General features: G+C 55.6%; 20 protein-coding genes. 6 read left to right on the plus strand and 14 right to left on the minus strand.

The annotated features are described in order from the left end of the window. Nucleotides 1–4: 4 nt before the first annotated feature. The 4 genes from tusC to fkpA all read right to left on the minus strand — a co-directional run bounded on the left by tusC (nucleotide 5) and on the right by fkpA (nucleotide 2,460). A complete protein-coding gene (gene tusC / locus JZ655_RS19065) occupies nucleotides 5–364 on the minus strand; it encodes a sulfurtransferase complex subunit TusC (RefSeq protein WP_207292503.1) in 360 nt (119 codons plus the stop codon). Further along, entirely contained in the window at nucleotides 364–750 is a 387-nt protein-coding gene (tusD, locus tag JZ655_RS19070) for a sulfurtransferase complex subunit TusD (RefSeq protein ID WP_046886732.1), read from the minus strand. Before tusD ends, tusC begins: the two co-directional genes overlap by 1 nt. Then, nucleotides 750–1,472: a helix-turn-helix transcriptional regulator gene (locus tag JZ655_RS19075; protein ID WP_040078344.1), complete on the minus strand. Its 723-nt coding sequence runs from the start codon at nucleotides 1,470–1,472 to the stop codon at nucleotides 750–752. Before JZ655_RS19075 ends, tusD begins: the two co-directional genes overlap by 1 nt. 166 nt (nucleotides 1,473–1,638) lie before the next feature. Continuing rightward, nucleotides 1,639–2,460, minus strand: a complete 822-nt coding sequence (gene fkpA, locus JZ655_RS19080; protein ID WP_040078343.1) for an FKBP-type peptidyl-prolyl cis-trans isomerase — start codon at nucleotides 2,458–2,460, stop codon at nucleotides 1,639–1,641. A gap of 219 nt (nucleotides 2,461–2,679) precedes the next feature. On the opposite strand from fkpA, the gene JZ655_RS19085 reads away from it, so the two are divergent. After that, the gene (locus tag JZ655_RS19085) at nucleotides 2,680–2,898 is read left to right on the plus strand and encodes a protein SlyX (protein ID WP_040078342.1); all 219 of its coding nucleotides are present in this window, start codon (nucleotides 2,680–2,682) and stop codon (nucleotides 2,896–2,898) included. A 48-nt stretch (nucleotides 2,899–2,946) separates the two neighbouring features. On the opposite strand, the gene slyD is transcribed toward JZ655_RS19085, so the two are convergent. The 4 genes from slyD to kefG form a co-directional block, all read right to left on the minus strand. Beyond that, entirely contained in the window at nucleotides 2,947–3,543 is a 597-nt protein-coding gene (gene slyD, locus JZ655_RS19090) for a peptidylprolyl isomerase (RefSeq protein ID WP_207292504.1), read from the minus strand. 94 nt (nucleotides 3,544–3,637) lie between these two features. Next, nucleotides 3,638–3,838, minus strand: a complete 201-nt coding sequence (locus tag JZ655_RS19095) for a YheV family putative zinc ribbon protein (protein WP_003861689.1) — start codon at nucleotides 3,836–3,838, stop codon at nucleotides 3,638–3,640. Nucleotides 3,839–3,851: 13 nt separating this feature from the next. Beyond that, a complete protein-coding gene (gene kefB / locus JZ655_RS19100; protein WP_046886733.1) occupies nucleotides 3,852–5,657 on the minus strand; it encodes a glutathione-regulated potassium-efflux system protein KefB in 1,806 nt (601 codons plus the stop codon). Beyond that, nucleotides 5,657–6,208, minus strand: coding sequence for a glutathione-regulated potassium-efflux system ancillary protein KefG (kefG, locus tag JZ655_RS19105; RefSeq protein ID WP_207293883.1), 552 nt, complete (start codon nucleotides 6,206–6,208; stop codon nucleotides 5,657–5,659). Before kefG ends, kefB begins: the two co-directional genes overlap by 1 nt. A gap of 141 nt (nucleotides 6,209–6,349) precedes the next feature. On the opposite strand from kefG, the gene JZ655_RS19110 reads away from it, so the two are divergent. The 5 genes from JZ655_RS19110 (at nucleotide 6,350) to JZ655_RS21680 (ending at nucleotide 11,243) form a co-directional block, all read left to right on the plus strand. Then, nucleotides 6,350–8,254, plus strand: a complete 1,905-nt coding sequence (locus JZ655_RS19110) for an ABC transporter ATP-binding protein (protein WP_040078336.1) — start codon at nucleotides 6,350–6,352, stop codon at nucleotides 8,252–8,254. Between the two features lie 15 nt (nucleotides 8,255–8,269). Beyond that, a complete protein-coding gene (locus JZ655_RS19115) occupies nucleotides 8,270–9,211 on the plus strand; it encodes a LysR family transcriptional regulator (RefSeq protein ID WP_040078335.1) in 942 nt (313 codons plus the stop codon). A 113-nt stretch (nucleotides 9,212–9,324) separates the two neighbouring features. After that, nucleotides 9,325–10,482, plus strand: a complete 1,158-nt coding sequence (locus JZ655_RS19120) for a DUF8093 domain-containing protein (RefSeq protein WP_207292505.1) — start codon at nucleotides 9,325–9,327, stop codon at nucleotides 10,480–10,482. Beyond that, nucleotides 10,479–10,769 (plus strand): DUF6966 domain-containing protein, encoded by a 291-nt coding sequence (locus JZ655_RS19125; RefSeq protein ID WP_207292506.1) that lies wholly within the window; start codon nucleotides 10,479–10,481, stop codon nucleotides 10,767–10,769. The genes JZ655_RS19120 and JZ655_RS19125 overlap by 4 nt, the downstream gene beginning before the upstream one ends. A 258-nt stretch (nucleotides 10,770–11,027) precedes the next feature. Next, entirely contained in the window at nucleotides 11,028–11,243 is a 216-nt protein-coding gene (locus tag JZ655_RS21680) for a DUF6966 domain-containing protein (RefSeq protein ID WP_425352495.1), read from the plus strand. A gap of 142 nt (nucleotides 11,244–11,385) precedes the next feature. Here JZ655_RS21680 and mdcH read toward each other — a convergent pair whose 3' ends face one another. The 6 genes from mdcH to mdcC all read right to left on the minus strand — a co-directional run bounded on the left by mdcH (nucleotide 11,386) and on the right by mdcC (nucleotide 15,910). After that, nucleotides 11,386–12,282: a malonate decarboxylase subunit epsilon gene (gene mdcH, locus JZ655_RS19130; RefSeq protein WP_207292507.1), complete on the minus strand. Its 897-nt coding sequence runs from the start codon at nucleotides 12,280–12,282 to the stop codon at nucleotides 11,386–11,388. Further along, nucleotides 12,282–12,899, minus strand: a complete 618-nt coding sequence (locus JZ655_RS19135) for a malonate decarboxylase holo-ACP synthase (protein ID WP_207292508.1) — start codon at nucleotides 12,897–12,899, stop codon at nucleotides 12,282–12,284. The genes mdcH and JZ655_RS19135 overlap by 1 nt, the downstream gene beginning before the upstream one ends. Before the next feature lie 2 nt (nucleotides 12,900–12,901). Continuing rightward, nucleotides 12,902–13,861, minus strand: coding sequence for an AEC family transporter (locus JZ655_RS19140; protein ID WP_046886741.1), 960 nt, complete (start codon nucleotides 13,859–13,861; stop codon nucleotides 12,902–12,904). Between the two features lie 123 nt (nucleotides 13,862–13,984). Beyond that, entirely contained in the window at nucleotides 13,985–14,785 is an 801-nt protein-coding gene (mdcE, locus tag JZ655_RS19145; protein WP_040078329.1) for a biotin-independent malonate decarboxylase subunit gamma, read from the minus strand. Next, nucleotides 14,785–15,618 (minus strand): biotin-independent malonate decarboxylase subunit beta, encoded by an 834-nt coding sequence (locus JZ655_RS19150; RefSeq protein WP_207292509.1) that lies wholly within the window; start codon nucleotides 15,616–15,618, stop codon nucleotides 14,785–14,787. The genes mdcE and JZ655_RS19150 overlap by 1 nt, the downstream gene beginning before the upstream one ends. Continuing rightward, nucleotides 15,611–15,910: a malonate decarboxylase acyl carrier protein gene (gene mdcC, locus JZ655_RS19155; protein WP_006177845.1), complete on the minus strand. Its 300-nt coding sequence runs from the start codon at nucleotides 15,908–15,910 to the stop codon at nucleotides 15,611–15,613. The genes JZ655_RS19150 and mdcC overlap by 8 nt, the downstream gene beginning before the upstream one ends. Nucleotide 15,911 lies beyond the last annotated feature (1 nt).

Consider the following 15,911-nt stretch of genomic DNA (forward strand, 5'->3'; position numbering starts at 1 on the left):
GGCCTCAGAAGGTTAAAACGGTATCGTAATGAGAAAGTTCTTCGCGTAAGCGGTCGGATGTCAGCCGTGTCGCATCCAGAACCAGCGGCGTCTCGTCGTCCAGCCCGCGCTCTCGCATTGACGTGGAACAGATCCAGAAGGTCTCGATATCATAGAGAGGCAGTACCTTAAACGTGGCGATATAGTCGCGCATTAATATCGTCTGGGGCTGCTGTCCGGCGAGAAGTTGAAATATACCGTCGCCAATAAAGAAGACGCCAATCTCCTCCGTCAGGGCGGAAGTGGCAAGCAGTGCATCCAGCCCTTCCCTGCCAGCAGCATTGCCATGCGGAGCGGAAGTAAAAACAAAAGCCACGCGATTCATCAGAATTGCACCATGCGGTCGCAGGTTAATGCGGCTTGCGCCAGGGCGCCTAATCCGCTGAGAGTGAAACCCGGCTGCAGATTGGCGCCTGCCAGGCCCAGACGTTCGGCTTCTGTGGCGTCGGCAATACCACGGCGCAACGCCGCAGCCACACAAATATGTAGCGCGACACCGGACTGTTGATGTAGGGCTTGCCAGCCACGCACCAGATCAAATTCATCGCTGGCAGGCGAAGTGAGCTGGTTAGCGTTATAGACGCCTTCACGATAGAAAAACACACTTATGAGCTCATGGCCGGCTTCCAGAAGTGCGCGGGCAAACTGCAGCGCGCTGCTTGCCTGCTGAGTGCCATAAGCCGGGCCGGTCACCATCAACGCAAAACGCATTACTTCTCTTGTCCCACAAAGTCGCCGCTTTTGAACTGACGGATGTAGAGGTACACCGTGTGTTTGGAGATATTCAGGCGATCCGCAACCTGGTTAATCGCATCTTTAATGTCGAAGATACCTTTCTCGTAGAGATTGAGCACGATCTGGCGATTTTTAGCATTGTTAGAAACATTGCGATCGGCATTAACCTCTTCGATGGTGAATTCCAGCGTCTGGGTGACGAGATCTTCAACGGACGAGGCGAAGTTAACGGAAGAGCCCACGTCAGGCGTTTCCGGCGGAATAAAGGTGTTCATGATTTGCGAGAACGGAACGTCAAGGTTCATGTTGATACAGAGCAAACCAATGACGCGCTGTTCGCGGTTACGGATAGCGATAGTGACCGACTTCATCAGCACGCCGCTTTTGGCGCGTGTGAAATAGCATTTGGAGACGCTACTGTCCGCGCCGGTCATGTCGTGCAGCATACGCAGTGCAAGGTCGGTGATTGGCGATCCAATTTTACGGCCGGTATGCTCACCATTAGCAATGCGGATGGCAGAACATTTCAGATCTTGCAGGGAGTGCAATACGATTTCGCAGTGGGACCCAATGAGCATCGCTAACCCGTCCACTACCGCCTCGTAGGATTTCAGAATATCGAAATCGGTCTGATCGAAAGGACGCTGATCCAGCAGATCGAGCTCACTGGTTTCGTTGGTTAAAAGCGACCTGGTCATGAAAAAAACACTCCTTTTCAGGAGCCTGTCGGTAGGTTTTCAGGGCAGGCTCATCATTTACACGGACAACTAAATTAATACAGCGTAGGTAAGGCTTTCCAGTGTTAATTGACTCTGCCCCGGAATAAAAAAAACCGCCGCCTGGAAGGCGGCGGGTTTCGCAGTTTTATTTCTTCGCTGCGTCTGCAGCTTTAGCATCTGCTGCAGCTTCAGGCTTGGCATCCGCCTTCGGTGCGGGTTTGATGTCCAGCAGCTCTACGTCAAAGACCAGCGTAGAGTTAGCCGGAATACCCGGAACGCCGGTTTTACCGTAAGCCAGATCCGGTGGGATGACCAGCTTGATTTTGCCGCCTTTCTTGATGTTTTTCAGGCCTTCTGTCCAGCCAGGGATAACACCATCCAGACGGAAGGAGAGCGGTTCGCCACGGGTGTAAGAGTTATCAAACTCTTTGCCGTCGATCAGAGTACCTTTGTAGTTAACGACCACGGTGTCGCTGTCTTTCGGTGCGTCTCCGGTACCTTCTTTCTCAACTTTGTAGACCAGGCCGGTAGAAGAGGTTTTTACGCCCTTCTCTTTCGCAAAGGTGTCACGATAGGCTTTACCTTTGGTTTCGTTCTCGGCTGAATCTTTTTCCATCTTCTCTTGTGCAGCGCCTTTCACACGCGCTTCAAAAGCCTGGAGAGTTTGTTCAATTTCCTGATCGGACAGTTTGCTCTTATCAGCAAAGGCGTCCTGAACACCGGCAATCAGCTGCGCCTGATCCAGTTTGATGCCCAGTTTTTCCTGCTCTTTGAGAGAGTTTTCCATATAACGACCCAGAGATGCTCCGAGCGCATAGGCTGATTTCTGGTCGTCATTTTTGAACGCCGCTTTGCTGTCTGCAGCAGCAGCTGGTTTCGCAGCGGTATCTGCAGCGAAAGACAGCGGTGCATTCAGCGCGACAGCCATAGTGGTTGCCAGCAGCGTTACTTTAAACAGTGATTTCATCCATATCTCCAGGGACCAGGGCCTCTCACCCCAGTGTTAAATGTAAATGAGTTGCGTACTATAAAACGTTGCGGAAGAAATCTACAGACAGACTCCCCCGAAACTCGATTCTTTTCAGACTATTTTTGTTTAAATTAGTTTCTTACTGGCAGCATGATTACTGCGAACCGGGCCAAAGTCAGTTAATATTCCGCGCCAGACTGAACAACGAGGTGAATCATGCAGGATACAACAATGGAAGCGAGACTGGCGGAGCTGGAAAGTCGGCTGGCTTTTCAGGAGATCACCATCGAAGAGCTGAACCAGACGGTCACGGCCCACGAACTTGAAATGGCAAAATTGCGCGACCTGCTACGCTTGCTGACTGAAAAGATCAAGGCGACCCAGCCTTCCCATATTGCTTCCCAGTCTGAAGAGACCCCCCCTCCTCATTATTGAGACGTAAAAAAAGCGGGATAATCCCGCTTTTTTATTACCTGCAAGGTATTAGTGGCAACCGCAGCCGCCGTTACCGCAACCACCTTTACCGTGGTCGTGACCATGGTCGTGATCGTGGCCGTGGCCGTGGCCACCGCAGCAGCCGTCGTGACCGTGATCATGATCGTGGTCATGACCGTGCGCACCGTGAACGTGGCCATGAGCCAGCTCTTCTTCGGTCGCTTCGCGGATCGCAACAACTTCAACGTTGAACTTCAGGTTCTGGCCAGCCAGCATGTGGTTGCCATCAACAACAACGTGGTCGTCTTCAACTTCGGTGATTTCAACCGGTACTGGACCCTGGTCGGTTTCTGCCAGGAAGCGCATGCCAACCTGCAGCTCGTCAACGCCCATAAATACATCTTTAGGAACACGCTGAACCAGATTCTCATCGTACTGACCGTAAGCGTCGTTTGCGCCAACAGCAACATCGAATTTATCACCGACTTCATGACCGTCCAGCGCGGTTTCCAGGCCGGAGATCAGGGAACCGTGACCATGCAGGTAGTCCAGCGGCGCACTCACCGGAGACTCATCAACCAATACACCGTCTTCTGTACGTACCTGATAGGCCAGGCTGACCACCAGGTCTTTTGCTACTTTCATGATATCTCCTGAGCGTGGGAAAATTGCTGGCGCAGATTGTAACGGAAATCTGCACCTGTGTACCCTTTAGCTTAAAAAAACTCGGGGCATATCGCTAGTCCGGATGGAAAATGCCGATCACTTGCTCTTCTTTGCGAACGTGATCGCGGGCCTCTTTGTCAGCCTCGCGCATCTGGTGGCCGCACTTAACACACTCAACGATATCAATATTATTCTCGCGCCACATCGCCAGCGTGTCTTGCGCCTGGCAGGATGGGCATTTTGCGCCCGCGATAAAGCGTTTACGTACAGCCATCTTTCGTTACCCTTTATTCAAATTCATCCCAGCCGTCCAGTTGGCGTCGTTCCTGCTGCATCTCACGCTGAAAAATCTCTTCCAGTTCACGCCGGGCTTCCCGCGCGCGGGAGATTTGCACCGTGTCGGTATGCACAGGCATCAGTTCACGCAGCATACGCATATCCAGACGACGAAAATGCAGTTGCGCGCGCTGGGCCTGATGCGGGTGCATGCCGAGGGTAACCAGCGTTTTGCGCCCCAACTCCAGCGCACTGGAGAAGGTCTCGCGGGAGAACTGTTTTACCCCCGCCTGTAGTAGCTCATGGGCCTCTACGCGACCCCGCGCGCGGGCCAGAATATGCAGATGCGGAAAATGCTGCTGGCAAATCTCCACCAGCTTCATGGTGTCTTCAGGCTCATTACAAGTAATCACAATGGATTCCGCCGCTTCAGCCCCGGCAGAACGCAACAGCTCAACCTGAGTCGCATCACCGTAATAAACCTTATAGCCATATTTGCGCATCAAATTTACCGCGCTAATGTCGCGCTCGAGCACGGTGATCCGCATCTTATTCGCCATTAACAGACGCCCAATCACCTGACCAAATCGCCCAAAGCCCACCACGATCACCTGCGGTTTATCGTCTTCGACCCATGGTGTCTCGTCTTCATCCTCTGAAGGATTAAACTGCCGCGAAAGTTGTCTATCGATCAATTTCATCAGCAGAGGCGTGGTCATCATCGATAAGGTCACGGTCACCAGCAGCAGCGCCATCTGATCATGCTGGAACAAACGCTGGGAAGATGCTGTGGAGAAGAGCACAAAAGCGAACTCACCGCCCTGGCTTAATACGCCAGCAAACTGCATTCTTTCAGAATTGCGCAGGCCATAGATTCGCGCAAGCAAATAGAGCACCAGGGTTTTTACTGCCACCAGCAAGGCTACGCCTACCACGACCAGCAGCAGATGGGTATAGAGCACCCCCAGATTCAGCGCCATGCCCACGGAGATAAAGAACAACCCCAGCAGCAAGCCCTTAAACGGATCGATTGCCATCTCCAGCTCGTGGCGATACTCGCTCTCCGCCAGCAGCACCCCGGCAATAAAGGTGCCCAGCGCCATAGACAGCCCCAGGGCATCCATAAACAGGGCCGAGCCTAATACCAGCAGCAGCGTGGCGGCGGTAAAGACTTCGCGCACGCCGGACGCGGCAATAAAGCGAAATACCGGCCGCAGCAGATAGCGTCCACCAATCAACATGCCAATAAACGCCAGCACTTTCATGCCAACCTTCATCCAGTCGAAATGGTCATCGCCGGAACCGGCCAGCAGCGGTACCAGCGCCAGCGCCGGAATCACCGCCAGGTCCTGAAAGAGCAATACCGAGAAGCCCAGTTGCCCGGCTTCGTTACGGTTCATCCCTTTTTCACGCATAAGCTGCAATGCCATCGCCGTGGAGGACATGGCCAGGCCAATCCCGCCGATGACCGCCGCCTGCCAGGAGAAATCGGTCAGCATCAACAGGCCACCCAGCACCGCTGCGCTACAGAGCACCTGCGCTGCGCCCACACCAAAAATCGAGCGCCGCAATTGCCACAACTTCGCCGGGTTGAGTTCAAGGCCGATGATAAACATCAGGAATACGACGCCAAGCTCGGAGAAATGCAGAATTTCATCGACATCGCTAATGAAGCCTAGCCCCCACGGACCAATGGCGATGCCGGCCAGCAGATAACCCAGCACCGCACCAATACCCAGCCGCGCGGCCAGCGGCACGGCGACCACCGCCGCAAATAAGAATAAAACGCCTGCCAGTAACAGATCGGAACCTTCCATCAGCGGCCTCCCGTCGGCAGGGGGTCAGCCAGCCAGTCACCATAGGCTTTGGCATGGCTTGCCAGCGTTTGCGGCTGCTGCCGACGCGCCCAGTAGATAATAATCGGACTGAGCCAGTGCATATGGCACATGGCCGCCGTTAGCTCAAAAGGCCGCAGAATGTCGCTCATGGGATAACGGTTAAGCCCATCGTGACGGTAGGCGCTCTCTGGCTCGCCAGTAGTGATCACGTTCCGCCAGTACTTTCCCGCCAGCTGATTGCCCCCCACGCCGCTGGAGAAACCCCGGCTGAGCACGCGGTCCAGCCACTCTTTCAGCAGCGCCGGGCAGCTATAGGTATAAAGCGGATGCTGGAAGACAATCACATCATGCTGACGCAGGAGTTCTTGCTCATGGGGAATATCAATAAAGAAATCAGGATAGTGCGCGTAGAGATCGTGCACTGTGACGTTGCTGAGCTGTGTCGCCGGCTTAAGCAGTACCCGGTTCGCCACCGAGTCCTGAGATTCCGGATGGGCATACAGCAGCAGCACTTTGGCTGTCTGAGACATCATTCCCCTCCCGGTAAGGTTTCTGTTTTTGTGTATCGTTGTTGTTTTGGGCTACCATGGCGGCCCGGTGCGGCGGCAAATGGTCCACACCTTACATTATCATAATGACAAATTAACATAGTCGGAACATACGGCGCTTCTATGATTGTTTTCTCCTCGTTACAAATTCGTCGCGGCGTGCGCGTCCTGCTGGACAATGCCACTGCCACCATCAACCCTGGCCAGAAGGTCGGGCTGGTCGGCAAAAACGGCTGCGGTAAATCCACCCTGCTGGCGCTGCTGAAAAACGAGATTAGCGCTGACGGCGGCAACTTTACCTACCCCGGAAACTGGCAGCTCGCCTGGGTTAACCAGGAGACGCCCGCACTGAGCGAACCGGCGCTCGACTATGTGATTGACGGTGACCGCGAATACCGCAAGCTGGAAGCGGAGCTCAATGCCGCAAACGAGCGCAACGACGGCCACGCTATCGCCACCGTTCACGGCAAGCTGGACGCCATCGACGCGTGGACCATCCGCTCCCGCGCCTCCAGCCTGCTGCACGGCCTGGGCTTTAGCAACGACCAGCTCGAACGCCCGGTGAGCGACTTCTCCGGCGGCTGGCGTATGCGCCTTAACCTGGCGCAGGCGCTGATTTGCCGCTCTGATTTACTGCTGCTTGATGAACCGACTAACCACCTCGATCTCGATGCGGTTATTTGGCTGGAGAAGTGGCTCAAGAGCTATCAGGGCACTCTGATTCTGATTTCCCACGACCGCGACTTCCTCGATCCGGTGGTGGATAAAATTATCCATATCGAACAGCAAACGATGTTCGAATACACCGGCAACTACAGCTCCTTCGAGCGCCAGCGCGCAACGCGTCTTGCCCAGCAACAATCGATGTATGAAAGCCAGCAGCAGCGCGTGGCGCACCTGCAGAGCTTTGTCGATCGTTTCAAAGCGAAAGCCTCGAAGGCCAAACAGGCGCAAAGCCGCATCAAGATGCTGGAACGCATGGAGATGATTGCGCCTGCGCACGTCGATAACCCGTTCCACTTCAGCTTCCGCGCGCCGGAGAGCCTGCCGAACCCGCTGCTGAAGATGGAAAAGGTCAGCGCAGGCTACGGCGAGCGTACGATTCTCGACTCTATCAAGCTCAACCTGGTGCCGGGTTCACGTATTGGTCTGCTGGGGCGTAACGGTGCCGGTAAATCAACGCTGATCAAACTGCTGGCGGGCGAGCTTAACCCGGTCAGCGGCGAAATCGGTCTGGCAAAGGGCATTAAGCTTGGCTACTTCGCCCAGCACCAGCTGGAATTTTTACGCGCGGATGAATCGCCGATTCAGCATCTGGCGCGGCTGGCACCGCAGGAGATGGAGCAGAAGCTGCGCGACTACCTCGGCGGGTTTGGTTTCCAGGGCGATAAAGTCACTGAGAATACCGAGCGCTTCTCCGGGGGGGAAAAAGCCCGTCTGGTGCTGGCGCTGATCGTCTGGCAGCGTCCGAACCTGCTGCTGCTCGATGAACCGACCAACCACCTGGATCTCGACATGCGTCAGGCGCTAACCGAAGCGCTGATCGAGTTTGAAGGCGCGCTGGTGGTTGTCTCGCACGATCGTCACCTGATCCGCTCCACCACGGACGATCTTTATCTGGTGCACGACGGCAAGGTCGAACCGTTCGACGGCGACCTGGAAGACTATCAGCAGTGGCTGACGGACGTGCAGAAGCAGGAAAACCAGCCGGACGAGTCGGCAAAAGACAACGCCAACAGCGCGCAGGCGCGTAAAGACCAGAAGCGCCGGGAAGCGGAACTGCGCACCCAGACGCAACCGCTGCGTAAAGAGATCGCGCGTCTGGAAAAAGAGATGGAAAAGCTTAACGCCACGCTTGCGGCCGTTGAAGAGAAGCTGGGCGACAGCGAGCTGTACGATCAGAGCCGCAAGGCCGAGCTGACGGACTGCCTGCAAACCCAGGCCAAAACCAAATCCAGCCTCGAAGAGTGTGAGATGGCGTGGCTGGACGCCCAGGAACAGCTGGAAGCGATGCTACAGGCCGACTAAACCGCCGGGAGGAGTATGAGTTTCGATACCACGAGCGACATTACATTTCGCAAGCTCAGCATCTTCATGACGTTCATGGAGAAGGGCAATATCGCGCGTACCGCCGAAACTCTGGGCCTCAGCGGTGTCAGCGTGCACCGCGCGCTGCACACCCTGGAAGAGAACGTGCGCTGCCCGCTCTTCACCCATAAGGGGCGCAACCTGATTGCGCTCCCCTCCGCCTGGACGCTGCTGGAGTATTGCCAGGAGGTGATGCAGGTCATGGCGCGCGGCGTGGAAGAGTCCCGTAAAATTGCCGGTATAGGTCAGGGACGGCTGCGCGTCGGCACGCTTTATTCGCTAACGCTGGAGACCGTGCCGCGCCTGATCATGGGCATGAAGCTGCGCCGTCCGGATCTGGAGATGGATCTGACGATGGGCTCCAACGAAACGTTACTGCATATGCTGGACGAAGGCTCGCTGGACGCGATTTTGATCTCCATTTCCGAAAGCGATATCGATCGTAACAGTCTTGAAGTGCTTCCCCTGTTCCACGACGACATTTTCCTTGCCGCACCGGCGTCTGCGTCCCTCAACACCGGCGAGCTGGCCGACCTGCGTGATTATAAAGATCAGAAATTCGTCGCGCTTGCAGAAGGGTTCGCCACCTACGCCGGGTTCCAGGAAGCGTTCCACATCGCCGGATTCGAGCCGGAAATCGTCACGCGTGTGAACGACATTTTCTCTATGTTGAGCCTGGTGCAGGCGGGGGTCGGCTTTACGCTGATGCCGGGCAGGATGAAGAAAGTGTATGAGAACTCGGTGCAGCTACTGAAGCTGGCGCAGCCGTATCAGATGCAGCAGTTGATCGCCATCGTCTTTGCCCGCAACCGCGAGCAGGATCCCAGCCTGCGCGCACTGGCCGCCGAAGGGCGGATGTATGCGCGAAGCCTCACAGCAGATACCTCGGCCCCGTAAGCCTGGTGCATTCCCCCTGTTCCAGGGTTTACTAAAACTGAACGCCACGTTTGACTTATCATCCGTTATCTCTGAATATCCACAAAAACAACATGGCTTATAGCAGGAACAGGATGTTCACACTCTATATGAAATGGGATGCGGGCTGTGATCTAGCACCGGGTGATATTCAGTTCATCCTCACGCCACGCGATGCACTGGAAATGGCAAGCGTATTTTATGAACTGGATTATCTAAAATATGACCCTCAAACCCGTTTTCAACATTTTACCATCCCCAGGCGACGTGACGGCGTATACCACCGCTTCGCGGCACAGCCATACAAACGCAAGCGCCACATTGAATACGACGGCCTTTATGATGAAGTAAAATGGAATCTAGAGCATGGCTGGATGGTTGGCGTAAACACCGCAGAGAAGTGGGACCGTTTCCGCAACCCCTTCTTCTTCGATGACGACGGTAATCTGGTTTATGACTGTTTCATGGACAGCTATAGCGACAGTTTCCAGCGAGAAGTACGGAATATTTACGAACATTGCCTGAACGCACACCCGGGACGAAAACCTGCTCCGACCATTAAACAACATGATTCCGATGCTCCCGTACAGCACGCACAGGCCACCAAAACCATTAACAGCAAAGCAGCCGGACGATTACTGGCGGCAGGTGGAATCTACAACGGCAACATTGAAGGCTTTAGGCAAACAGCGGAGCAACTTGGTGGTGATGCGCCAGCCGGATACACTGAAGTCATGGACAATAAGGGGCTAATCATTGCTGGCGCTTCTGTCGCTGCGGGATTTGGTCTTAGTCGACTAGGTACGGCAAGTGAGCTTTCTGAACTGGAGAATCTCCATGTTCTTGGAAAGGTCGAGGGTGAATATTCGATGATCAAGCCTGGACCATTGAGTAATAGATTTGCTGAAACGTTCTCAGGAGGTGTATATAAAGAAATAACGCTTTCTGAAGATACAGTTTTCTATCGAGGCGGCCAGAACGGTACTGATTTAGGACGTTTTTTTAGTTACGAGAAACCTCAAGGTATTATCCAAACTCGAATCGATAAAGCAGTCCTGCCTGAATGGCCTGATGGAAGCAAATCAATAATTAATAGTTACTTTGAAGTAGAAATACCTGCTGGCTCAAAGGTCTATATTGGAAATGTCGGTTACCAAACGGGTTTCTATGCGGGTGGTTCAGAACAGGTTTTAATTCCAGCTCCATGGGATATACCAGGAGTGAAAACACTAGGTTTTGGTAATCTAAAATGAAAGCTAATTTTCAGAAATTATTGGTAAAAATAACCCATCTGCTTTCAGATAGTGGTGAAACGAAATGGGCTGCAACATTTCAGAATTTCAGCAAGGACCTGGAGGTAGATTACGACACAACGTTAATCAAGATTAAACGTACATTCGGTGGCGCTGGGTCATTTAATGACGTAGTTTTACATCAAAACGGTCAAATGTTAACTAGTGAAAACAGAGAGTTGAACATACTGCAGGATCAACTTTATGACGCATTAACAGCAGAAATTGTGCGGACAAGAGGTCATTAAGCGCTTAATGATTGCCCCTGACATCCGTACCCGGCATAACGAAAATGTGCTCAGGAAGCGCTGCTATCATCCTATCTCAACGCTGCTGTGTTCCAGCGTAGTAGAGTTACTCTCCCATTCCAACTGCCGCATTTTTCACTGGAACGGAGCAAGAACTCGTGCGTGAACCGTGGAAAACACCTGGTGTTAGAATACTGAATAGTGTGATTTGAAATGATAAATGAAATATAGAAAACGTTAACCAATATTATTAGCGTACTGCGCTCAAACAATGAGAATGCATGGGCCAAAACCTTTGAGACACTTGGTAGTGAACTTGGCGTCGACTGTGAAACTTCAATATTCGCATTAAAAAAAGTTTACGGTGGAATGGGATCATTTAACGATATTGTTCTTCACAAAAATGGGCTACCGCTCCGTAAAGAGAATGACGAGCTGGAAGATTTGAGCCATAGGCTTTACCAGCAACTTTAGCAGGCAAACGATTTAATTAAAAAAGGGTGTTTACTCTAACACTCATCATCAGCGTCGCTGACGCATGCTCAGGGAGATATCCACCCTGAGCTATAAGCGCCTAACTTGCCTTACGTTTTTCGAAAGCGCCGTTGGGCAAAACTCACCGCTTAAGCCGCCCCGCCAAATGGACCGCTACCTCAACCCCGCTGCGTTCCAGCGATATAGACTCCCCTTCCCACGCCGCCTGGCGCGTTAAGCAGGTCAATATGCCGCCGGGCGGCATCTCAATAGCCAGTCGCGCGTCGCGTTCGTTGGCTGAAATGACTGCCTCCTGCCAGCGCACGGTGCGGGCCATATTCATCGCCAGATCGTCGGCGATCTTCTCCGGCTGCCACAGTACGCGGCCGGTGCTGCCGCTAAGATAGGCTAAGCGTGGGCGAGAGAGCGTCACGTTTTCAAACGCCGCCACCAGCTTCTGCGCCGGTTCCGCCAGCAGCGCGCAGTGCGATGGTACGCTGACTGCCAGTCGTTTGGCCTTGCTCGCCCCTTTCGCCAGCGCGCGCTCGGCTACCTGCGCCATCCCGTCATCGCGTCCGGCGATCACGATCTGCGTTTCGGCGTTCAGGTTCGCAATATAGGTTCCGGTGCCTTCGATAAGCTGTTCCACCTGCGGCAGGGTCAAGCCCATAATCGCCGTCAGGCCATAGTCGTGCGGATACGCCTGCTCCATTAAATCGCCACGCAGCGCGACCAGCCTGAGCGCGTCGGTGAAATCCAGCGCGCCCGCGATAACCGCCGCCGGGTATGCGCCAATGGAAAGCCCGCTGACGATATCCGGCGTTACGCCGTGTCGCTCAAGCTCGCGCGCCCAGGCGACACCGGCTATCAGCAGCGAAAGCTGCACCGCGCGGGTATGGGATAACGAAGCAGCGCTATCCAGCGTATCAACCTCCGCCCCCAGCACCTCGCGCGCCTGTGCCAGCTCGGTGCCCGGCAGGTTTTGCAGCATGCCTTCATGCTGCGTGCCCTGCCCCGGAAAAGTAAACAGTATTTTCATCACGCCTCCCTGTGCCACGGGTCCGTCACCAGACGCGGCCCGCGGCGTGTTTTCAGCAGCGTTTTGCCGTCGCGCAGCCACTCCGCCAGCGCAAAGCCGCCCTCGGGCGTATCCACCTGCGTATCTGCCCGGCACAGCGCGCGGCTAAGCCGGGCTTGCCAGGCAGCAAACGCATCGGGGGAGAGAGGCTGCGGCGCGCGGATCAGCAGGTCGAGATCGCTGTCGGCATGGATAACCGGAATGCCGGTTGCCAGCGCGTAACCGGTGCTGCCGGTAATGCCCCACGACCACGGCCACGGCTGCTGGGAAAGTTGCAGCGCCACCTGAACCGGCGGCTGCGTCACAAAGGGCGAGCGCAGCAGATCGGCCGTTACGCTCAGTGATTCGGGCGACACCACACGCAACACGTTTTCTGGCTTCACCCATCCGGCCGCCCGCTGGTCGCGGCGCAATCCGCGCACGCCAACGGGAATACGGCCTTCGCTATCAACATCACGCCGCACCACGACCGGCAGGCCGGTATGCCAGGCCGCCTCCACCCAGGATTCGGTGATGCCTTCCAGCGCGTCACGCGCGGTAAGCCAGATGAGGTCGTGGGGGCGTAATGTTGTGGTCATGATTACATTCCTGAAGTCAACGAGATAAACAGCGGCAGCGACAGGATACACAGTACGGAGCTTAACAGCAGCACGGCTTCCGCATCCGGTGACTGCACGCCAAAGCGGTTACCGAACACCACGCCGAAGAAGCCCGCGGACAGCGCAATCATCAGGATAGCGGTGATCGCCACAGAACCGTGCAGACCGAAGATTAAAACGATACCCCAGGCAATCGCAGGCTGGATCAGCAGCTTGGCGATGGTGGAGGTGATCACCATGGTGTTGATCTGCAGCTTACGGGCAGAGAGGATCACCCCGGTCAGGAACAGCGCAGCTGCGGTGGCAGACAGCCCCAGCGGTTTGATCGCCGCGAGAACCAGTTCCGGCATTTTGATGCCGATAGCGGAGAGGATCACCCCCAGCAGCGGGCCCATAACGATCGGTTTTTTAATCGAGCGCCACATCAGCACCGGCAGCATGGAGAGGGTTGAGCCGGAGTTATTCCCTTCGGCGCGCGCTTTTTCACGCTCAAGGATCAGCAGGCAGAACGGCGTCATCAGTACGGAGCCGCAGGCGATGGAGACCGCCACAGAGAGCGAGGTAGAAGAACTTTCACCCAGCACGCTGCCCAGGATTGGCAGGCCGAGCGCCGCATAGTTCGGCAGGGCGACGGTCAGCGTCAGCACGGCCGCATCCTGCGGAGATTTTTTAAAGACGTTGGTGGCGAGGAAATAGATGGCCGCATAGGTTATCCACATCGCCAGAGTCAGCACCAGAATCAGCGGCGACTGGGCCACGATGCCGGTCCACGGCGTTTGCACGGTGGCGCTGAACAGCGCGGCAGGCAGTGCAAAATCCATGACGAAAATATTAAGCAGGGAAACATTTTTGTTATCGACCATCTTTGCCTTACCGGCCCAGAATCCCAGCAGCATGATGACAAAAATCGGTGCAAGAGCATGAACAATTACGTAAGTCATAAATCACCTGTAGTAAAAAAGTTTAAGCACTGGCGCGATGTTTATTATTTTCAGGATGCAGCCTCCCGTGTGGGCGCAACGAGTGCGCCCACGGGGACGTGCATCTGGCAGGTCTCTTTTTACTTACCAGCTGGCTCGCATGCGTTCGCGAACGAGTGCCGAGCTGCGGCGATTGTCAGCGCCTAAGCGGTTTTTCAGGGTGGCGTCCTGACGCGCGTCGTTGATGGCCTGTTGCAGCGTGGTTTTCACCTGCGCCAGATCGTTATCGGTTGGGGCATCCGGGTTGTTGATATCCAGCAGGCTGGAAAGCAGCCCCAGCGTGGCGTAGTTGCTGATGTCATACGCCATCGGCGGAATGGTGGCCGCCAGTTTTTCCAGCGCCTCCACGGTACGCAGGGTGATACGCGCCGCTGACTCTTTACCCATTGCGTGGATCAGCACCCCTTTGTCGTTAAAGGCGATCAGGCGGTTAGCCTGGTAGCCGTGCGCCAGAAACGCGCCGGACATCGCTTTGCCGACAATCAGGCCAATCACCGGATGACCGGCCAGGCGCGCGTTAGCGTAGGCCGCAGCGGCACCGGCCAGCGCCTGGTGAATACCAAACGCCTCTTCACGACGACCATAGGCCTGACTTGGGACGTCAATCACCGCCACAATCGGGCGTTTAACGGCTTTATCGGCATCAGCGGCAACGGTTTCGCTGACTACTTTTGCCAGCGTCCAGCCTTCAAGCAGGCCCACTTCGCCCTGCGCGGCACGCGGATAGTGGTTGTTGGCATCCGGAACGACGGCGACAAAACGTACCGTTTCACCGTTAAGCTCACCGTCTGCGGCCTGCACGGACGGGCAGAGCCCTTCCAGACGTTTGGCGTTCGGGGCGAGGGTTTCCAGCCAGAGTTCGCCACGGCTCATTGAATTACTCATCATTTCACCTCCCGGGCAAAAAGCGCTTTGATCTGTTCGGCATCGGCCTGTTTGCGGGTGTCGAAATTGGTCAGACGGTTCAGGTAATCGTCGTAGTTATCGGTACGGTGTTTCGCCGGCACGCCTTTCGCCATCGCGTCGTTCATTGCTGCTTTCACCGCATTCACGCCGTCACCTACCAGCGCATCCACCAGGCCGCTTTCATAGCGCACTTCACCGCCGGTCATGCTCCAGATAAACGGACGGTCGCGGGAGTCGTACTCTTCAATCCCCGCCTCCTGTTCGATAACCTGTGGGCCGTTCAGGCCAAGACGCGCTTCGCGGGTCACAATCAGGTAGCTGCACAGCGCTGCGGCGATGGACATCCCGCCGAAGCAGCCCACGGTCCCGGCCACAATGCCGATCACCGGCGTGTAGCGACGCAGATCGACAATCGCCGCGTGGATATCGGCAATCGCCGCCAGGCCCAGGTTGGCTTCCTGCAAGCGCACGCCGCCGGTTTCGAGGCACAGCACCGCCTGAGTCGGGATGCCGTTGCGGTTATCTTCCGCCGCCAGCTCCAGCGCAGCCGCCATTTTGGCACCGGACACTTCACCCATACTGCCGCCCTGGAACGCGCCTTCGATGGCAACTACCACGGCAGGCTGACCGTTGATGGTCCCTTTCGCTACCACCATGCCGTCGTCGGCCTGTGGCACAATCCCCTGCGGCCCCAGCCACGGAGAAATAATGCCTTCAAACGGATCCAGCAGTTCGCGGTAGCTGCCCTCATCCAGCAGCGCCTGCGCACGCTGACGTGCTTTTAGTTCGATAAAGCTGCTGTCATCACGCATGGCTCACCCCCTCAAAAACCTGTTCGATACGAATGCGCGCCACGCCCGGCGTCGCGCCGAAGTCGTGGATGGTCAGTTTGCCTGCGGGCAGGCTGCTGACGGTTTGCAGGCGGGTAAACAGGGCTTCCCAGCGACCGCGGCTGTTGTCGACGGAAGTGGTGATATCAATGGTTAACGTCTGGCCCGGTTCGGCGGCGAAAAGCACCTCCATATCCCCGGAACCGACAACCCCTGCCAGCGCCTTACCGCTTAACGCGCGGCTGGCGGGCATGGTTAATGTGATTTTTTCCATA

The sequence above is a fragment of the Leclercia pneumoniae genome (assembly GCF_017348915.1).
GTDB lineage: Bacteria > Pseudomonadota > Gammaproteobacteria > Enterobacterales > Enterobacteriaceae > Enterobacter > Enterobacter pneumoniae.

Bases quoted from the DNA above. Each gene is read 5' to 3' on its own strand.
- JZ655_RS19150 (WP_207292509.1), bottom strand. From the start codon at position 15,618: ATGCGTGATGACAGCAGCTTTATCGAACTAAAAGCACGTCAGCGTGCG.
- JZ655_RS19110 (WP_040078336.1), top strand. From the start codon at position 6,350: ATGATTGTTTTCTCCTCGTTACAAATTCGTCGCGGCGTGCGCGTCCTG.
- JZ655_RS19075 (WP_040078344.1), bottom strand. From the start codon at position 1,472: ATGACCAGGTCGCTTTTAACCAACGAAACCAGTGAGCTCGATCTGCTG.
- mdcE (WP_040078329.1), bottom strand. From the start codon at position 14,785: ATGAGTAATTCAATGAGCCGTGGCGAACTCTGGCTGGAAACCCTCGCC.
- JZ655_RS19115 (WP_040078335.1), top strand. From the start codon at position 8,270: ATGAGTTTCGATACCACGAGCGACATTACATTTCGCAAGCTCAGCATC.
- JZ655_RS19140 (WP_046886741.1), bottom strand. From the start codon at position 13,861: ATGACTTACGTAATTGTTCATGCTCTTGCACCGATTTTTGTCATCATG.
- tusD (WP_046886732.1), bottom strand. From the start codon at position 750: ATGCGTTTTGCGTTGATGGTGACCGGCCCGGCTTATGGCACTCAGCAG.
- mdcC (WP_006177845.1), bottom strand. From the start codon at position 15,910: ATGGAAAAAATCACATTAACCATGCCCGCCAGCCGCGCGTTAAGCGGT.
- slyD (WP_207292504.1), bottom strand. From the start codon at position 3,543: ATGAAAGTAGCAAAAGACCTGGTGGTCAGCCTGGCCTATCAGGTACGT.
- fkpA (WP_040078343.1), bottom strand. From the start codon at position 2,460: ATGAAATCACTGTTTAAAGTAACGCTGCTGGCAACCACTATGGCTGTC.
- JZ655_RS19095 (WP_003861689.1), bottom strand. From the start codon at position 3,838: ATGGCTGTACGTAAACGCTTTATCGCGGGCGCAAAATGCCCATCCTGC.
- JZ655_RS19120 (WP_207292505.1), top strand. From the start codon at position 9,325: ATGTTCACACTCTATATGAAATGGGATGCGGGCTGTGATCTAGCACCG.
- kefB (WP_046886733.1), bottom strand. From the start codon at position 5,657: ATGGAAGGTTCCGATCTGTTACTGGCAGGCGTTTTATTCTTATTTGCG.
- mdcH (WP_207292507.1), bottom strand. From the start codon at position 12,282: ATGAAAATACTGTTTACTTTTCCGGGGCAGGGCACGCAGCATGAAGGC.
- tusC (WP_207292503.1), bottom strand. From the start codon at position 364: ATGAATCGCGTGGCTTTTGTTTTTACTTCCGCTCCGCATGGCAATGCT.
- kefG (WP_207293883.1), bottom strand. From the start codon at position 6,208: ATGTCTCAGACAGCCAAAGTGCTGCTGCTGTATGCCCATCCGGAATCT.
- JZ655_RS19135 (WP_207292508.1), bottom strand. From the start codon at position 12,899: ATGACCACAACATTACGCCCCCACGACCTCATCTGGCTTACCGCGCGT.
- JZ655_RS19125 (WP_207292506.1), top strand. From the start codon at position 10,479: ATGAAAGCTAATTTTCAGAAATTATTGGTAAAAATAACCCATCTGCTT.
- JZ655_RS19085 (WP_040078342.1), top strand. From the start codon at position 2,680: ATGCAGGATACAACAATGGAAGCGAGACTGGCGGAGCTGGAAAGTCGG.